Raw genomic sequence first — 4,930 nt, 5'->3', positions numbered from 1 at the left:
TACTTGCTCATTTTCCTGCGCAAAGCAGGCAATACAGACGATCAGCAATCCAACTATTAGTATCGTTCTTCTCATGATCATTCTCCTCAATACTCAGGAGCTGAGGCCCCTCCTTCTCTTCTGAAGGATCCGATTCCTATTGCCAGTCCGTCCGGTTGTATCTGAATTAGGTTAAGAGAGCCGAAAGAGCGGTATGGGAAATCAAACTCCCTTACCGTGTGACCCATGATTTCTTCAAGGAACAATCTTGTGTTTTCGGGATATCCCGTCTCCATTCTGAATTCGGGGTAGTTAGGAGAACCGATTATCTTCGGCTTCATCTGAGCTTCATCGAGTGTCATCCCGAAATCAATGAGGTCAACTATTACATTCGTTATAGTTGATTGTATATAGTAACCGCCTGGAGTACCGACCAAATAAACGACCTTTCCATCTTTCTCAATAATTGTAGGGCAGATTGTCGTTACCGGTCTCTTACCTGGAACGAGTCCTCTTGATGTGTCGTCCAGTGTGAAGTTACCCATCTCGTTGTTTATGAAGAAGCCATCGAGATAAACTCCTGAACCAAAGAAAGAAGACAGGGTTTGCGTCCAGGCTACAGCGTTTCCGTCTCTGTCGATTACCGCGAAATGAGTAGTATCTTCTCCGACTCCTGCGGAAGATGGTTCCAGTTCGATTACTCCGGCGCCAGCTAACATCGCCTCAATGTAAGAATCTGTGTTTTCAAAGAGATCTGGCCTGCCCAGATAGTCCGTGTAAAACAGTTCACTGTCTAGAGCCTGGTTCAGATCGATATTCATGAACCGTGTCTTCGCGTAGTCCTTTGTAATAAGTGTTTCGACAGGCACATACACATACTCAGGGTCACCGCTGTAAGAGAGAAGGTCTATCATTGCGAATGTCAGCGCCTGGCTAATAATGTTCATAACAAGTGGGTCGTCCCAGTTGAAAGCGGACAAGTTGAAGTGTTCAAGAATATTCAGAGTCTCTATCAGGTATGGGCCTCCAACCGGAATACTCGGTACGAAGAGGTCGTAGCCTCTGTATGTTCCGTGAAGAGGCTCTTTCACTAGAGCCCTGTAGTTCTCAAGATCTGTCTTTCTAAGGAACCCTTCCTTAGATTCAATAAGATTGGAGATCTTGTCTGCAAGTTCTCCCTTGTAGAATGCCTGTGGTCCGTTTTCTGCAAGGTATCTGTAGGTTTCGGCCAGCTCTGGGTTCGTGGCGATATCGCCTGCTTCCCATGCGAAAAGTCCATCCTTCAGGAATCCGGGAGCATTTTCCATCAGTACGTCGTAACTACTTCCACAAGTTGACGCAAAGGTATTGTTCACAACAAACCCTTCACTTGCAAGTCGTATCGCCGGTGCAATCAGTTCGGCAAAGGGCAATGAGCCTCCGTGAAGCCACAGCTCTATAATTCCGGCAAGGACTCCCGGGGTGCATATGCTAAGAGGCCCCGTTCTCAGATCACTGGTTGTCAATCCAAGAGCTTCAGCGTTCTCTACGGACGCCAGCCATGGGGCAGAGCTTCTGAAATCGACAGCGATCTTCTCTCCATTGAACGAGGCGACAGCATATCCCTCGCCACCGATACCTGACGCGTACGGCTCGACAACTCCAAGCGCTAGACTCACGGCGATTGCCGCGTCTATTGCGTTTCCACCTTTCTCCAGAATCTCAGCACCTGCCGCAGATGCGTAAGGATTACCGGCCGCAACGATTCCCGAATTGGAAGCAAGAAGAACTCCCATTTCCATCGTGATTACTGAATACCCAATTCCTACAAGAAAAACAAGACATAAGAGAGTAGCCAAAGCCTTTTTCATATGAACCTCCTCTGAAAAATTTTGATCGCCATCAGCGATCGAAATGAAGTAAAAAAGCCCAAAACAGTTGGAATCTGTGTATAGACAACCCTAAATAGATTATACTTCTTCATAAACAGAGAAACCAAGTTCAGATATTACTGCCGAATACGATCCCAATGAGGCGTGAATATCTGAAAGAGAGTCAGTCAAGTAGTAGTCGGTAGTTCATTCATCTGAAACGCGCTCGCACTGCAGATAATGTCTGCAATAATGCTCCTAGAGATCAGTACTGCAAGTAGCAAATGAAGACTGGAAAAGGAAGTCTGTCTGTGTTGAAGAGAAGTAGTTTCCTCTCCTGCGGGAGGTGGAAGAGTAATATGTGAAAGGTTACCGAGTGTAGCTGAATGAAGATCCAGTTTTGATTGGCAANNCAAATTGAGTTTCTTTCTCTGAAGAGCTGATTCAACTGAAATTTCGAGAAGAATCAATCGCTGAGTCATTTCAAGGATTCTCGAAAAGGTTTCGTTCTTAAGAGCACGATGAAAAGTACTTAGGAAGTTCAGTCGGTACTCTGATCTTCAGAAAGCGCCCGGTATAAAAGAAGCCCGGCCGAGAAGCCGGGGTTCATGAGTGATGTTCTCTATGATTTCCATCCTAAAAGTGACAACTGCTAGATATCTTCTCGAGACGTGTGACTCTATTCGGTCTCGAATCCAGCTCCAACATCGTTCATGAGTTCGTAGAAACCCGGGAAGGAGACCGAGACACATTCTGCATTGCTTATCTCCGTGACGCCTTCTGAGAAGAGTCCCGCGACGGCGAGGGACATAGCCACTATATGGTCGTCGTGGCTTTCGACCTCTTCTCCGGTTAGCTTCTTGGCGCCATGGATAATCATTTCACGATCAGTGTCCTCGATCGATGCTCCCATTTTTGAAAGCTCCCTCTTCATTACCTCGACTCTGTCGGTCTCTTTCACTCTTATGCTTTCTATTCCCGTCAGTACGGTGTCTCCCTCAGCGTAGCATGCTGCGACTGTTAGTATGGGCAGAGCATCGGGAATGTCGGAACAATCTATGGTGATTCCCCTGAGTTTGTTTCCCCCCCTGGCCTTTAGAGAGTTGGTAGCCCCGTCGAGAGTTACGTCTCCACCCATCTCTTTCAAGATATCCACGATTACTGAGTCTCCCTGGCTTCCGGAAAGATCGAGATCCTCTATCACAATCTCGGAATCCGTAACCAGCGCCGCTACAAGAGGGAATGCAACGGATTCCCAGTCGCTTGGTATTGAAGTTTCGACCGTTTTGTATTCCTGGGGGCCTTCCACTTCGAAGAAGCTGTAGTTTTTCTCGTCGTATTCGACTTCTATTCCGTGCTCGGTCATCCAGTCCACAGTCATTTGCAGATAAGGTCTCTCTATGGCTTTCTGGACTTCGATTCTTGTCTTGCCCTTTATCCTTGCGGAGGCCAGAAGCATTCCCGAGATGTACTGGGACATCTTTCCACCGAAGACGATCGTGCCGGCCCTCATGGGGCCTTTTATTATTAAGGAGCTGCATTGCTGTTCTTCCTTGTGGTTACGGCAAAGGCTCCCAGATCTCTCATCGCATCCAATAGTTTTCCCACGGGTCTCCTGCGGATCTGGTAATCGCCCGTCAAAACAACGTAATCGCTCAGAGTTCCGGAGATAGCCGTGGCGAAGTAATAGGTCGTTCCGGAATTGCCGCAGTCGATCATATCGTCGGGAACTTTCAAGCCATCCTGAGTGCTCTGGATAGTCCATACTCCCTTTTCGATCTTCACGTCCGATCCGAAGGCCTTTGCGGCTCTTGTCGCCGAAAGACAGTCTTCACTGGGAAGAGGGTTTCTTATGGTTGAGAGCCCGTTTGCCATCGCGGCGATGAGGGCCGCTCATATTGTATGGCTCTTTGAACCGGGTACGGAGAGCCTCCCTGAGAGGTTATGCCTGGAAGCAAAGGCTATCATTTTCATTCCTCCTGTCCTTTGTCAGACCCTCTGGAGAAGAGCTTCCTCACTCCGGTCTTGACAAACTTGAAATTTGAAAACAGCGATATTAGTATGAAGGCTATCAGTATGAGGCTGATAGGTCTGGAGAACATTGAGATTATCAGATTGTCTCCTGCCGAAGCCAGCGATACCGCTCTTCTGAAATTGGCGTCCATCAACGATCCCAGCACAATACCGAGAACCATTGGCGCCACCGAGTATCCCTTCCTTCTCATAACGAAGCCAATCAGGCCAAAGATGGCCATAATCAGGACGTCGAATACACTTGAGTTTATTGCATAAGCGCCAATTATACACAAAATTGTTACCACAGGAAGCAGGCGGTCCTGAAAGCAGCAGAGAAGGACTTAGTGTTGAGTCCCGCCACGATTGTAAAGGTCAGGATAGTAATGAGTGCTGCCGAAAGAGAAGAGGCCGCTATTGGATTGAAGTTGCTTAAGATAAGCGGGAGCATAACCTTGATTATTATCAATCCTGTTATGGTAAGCGTGATGAAGGCTTTAAACCTGATATTCTACCGACAAGAAGAAGGAGACCAACAAAAACGAGTACAATAACGAAGACATATCTCTGCCTTTTGAAGTCGGCGATATGGAAGCTGGGCTACCCTCTTCGATCTACTACGTATAGAACAACCAAATCTCCCATTTCATCGCGAATGTTCATTGTGGGATTGTCCGTGAAGTAGTTTTCGACAACAACCTCATCGCCGCTGAACGAGCCGTTGATTACCTTAACTCGTAAAGTCTGGAGACCTTTTCCCCAATAACCCCCGGTTTCTTCAAAACTGACTATCTCCAACACTTTTCCTTTCACTGTATCCTGATTATTCAGTGAAGCACTAATAAATGTGAAGAGCACATAACCAAACAAGACCGTGACTATGATATAAAGTAAAAAACTCTTCACTTTCAAGATTTGTCTCCCTGTTCCTCTTCTTCTTTTGATCTCCGAAATTATATCATCTAGAATCAGATCACTTCTTCGCTCCTAAGCCAAGGCCGTTTCAAACCCTTTTCGAGAAATGATGTTGAATAAGACGTAAGGCTACAGGGTAGTCTTTACCAGAAGACAAAGAAGGAAAAGCAAAA

The 4,930-nt window shown here is 46.8% G+C and carries 4 protein-coding genes and 1 pseudogene; all 5 read right to left on the bottom strand.

Annotation, left to right across the window (positions count from 1 at the left end):
- Positions 1–86 precede the first annotated feature (86 nt).
- The 5 genes and pseudogenes from ggt to B3N33_RS12850 all read right to left on the bottom strand — a co-directional run bounded on the left by ggt (position 87) and on the right by B3N33_RS12850 (position 4,754).
- Positions 87–1,829: a gamma-glutamyltransferase gene (gene ggt, locus B3N33_RS12870; protein WP_214079651.1), complete on the bottom strand. Its 1,743-nt coding sequence runs from the start codon at positions 1,827–1,829 to the stop codon at positions 87–89.
- A gap of 679 nt (positions 1,830–2,508) precedes the next feature.
- Positions 2,509–3,704 (bottom strand): annotated as a pseudogene (aroA, locus tag B3N33_RS12865) (3-phosphoshikimate 1-carboxyvinyltransferase).
- A 95-nt stretch (positions 3,705–3,799) separates the two neighbouring features.
- Positions 3,800–4,138: a tripartite tricarboxylate transporter permease gene (locus B3N33_RS12860; protein ID WP_414674225.1), complete on the bottom strand. Its 339-nt coding sequence runs from the start codon at positions 4,136–4,138 to the stop codon at positions 3,800–3,802.
- A gap of 5 nt (positions 4,139–4,143) precedes the next feature.
- On the bottom strand, positions 4,144–4,293 hold the full coding sequence (locus B3N33_RS12855; protein ID WP_292593549.1) for a YibE/F family protein: 150 nt from the start codon (positions 4,291–4,293) through the stop codon (positions 4,144–4,146).
- A gap of 149 nt (positions 4,294–4,442) precedes the next feature.
- Complete coding sequence (locus B3N33_RS12850; protein WP_292593545.1) at positions 4,443–4,754, bottom strand: hypothetical protein; 312 nt, start codon at positions 4,752–4,754, stop codon at positions 4,443–4,445.
- Between the last annotated feature and the right edge of the window lie 176 nt (positions 4,755–4,930).

The sequence above is a fragment of the Mesotoga sp. UBA5825 genome (assembly GCF_002432955.1).
Taxonomy (GTDB): Bacteria; Thermotogota; Thermotogae; order Petrotogales; family Kosmotogaceae; genus Mesotoga.
Note: the sequence above shows the minus strand (reverse complement) of the source record. Positions and strands in the feature narration are given on the sequence as shown.

What these genes read in the sequence shown, in the direction of transcription:
- ggt (WP_214079651.1), bottom strand. Translation starts at nt 1,829, where the DNA reads ATGAAAAAGGCTTTGGCTACTCTCTTATGTCTTGTTTTTCTTGTAGGA.
- B3N33_RS12855 (WP_292593549.1), bottom strand. Translation starts at nt 4,293, where the DNA reads ATGCTCCCGCTTATCTTAAGCAACTTCAATCCAATAGCGGCCTCTTCT.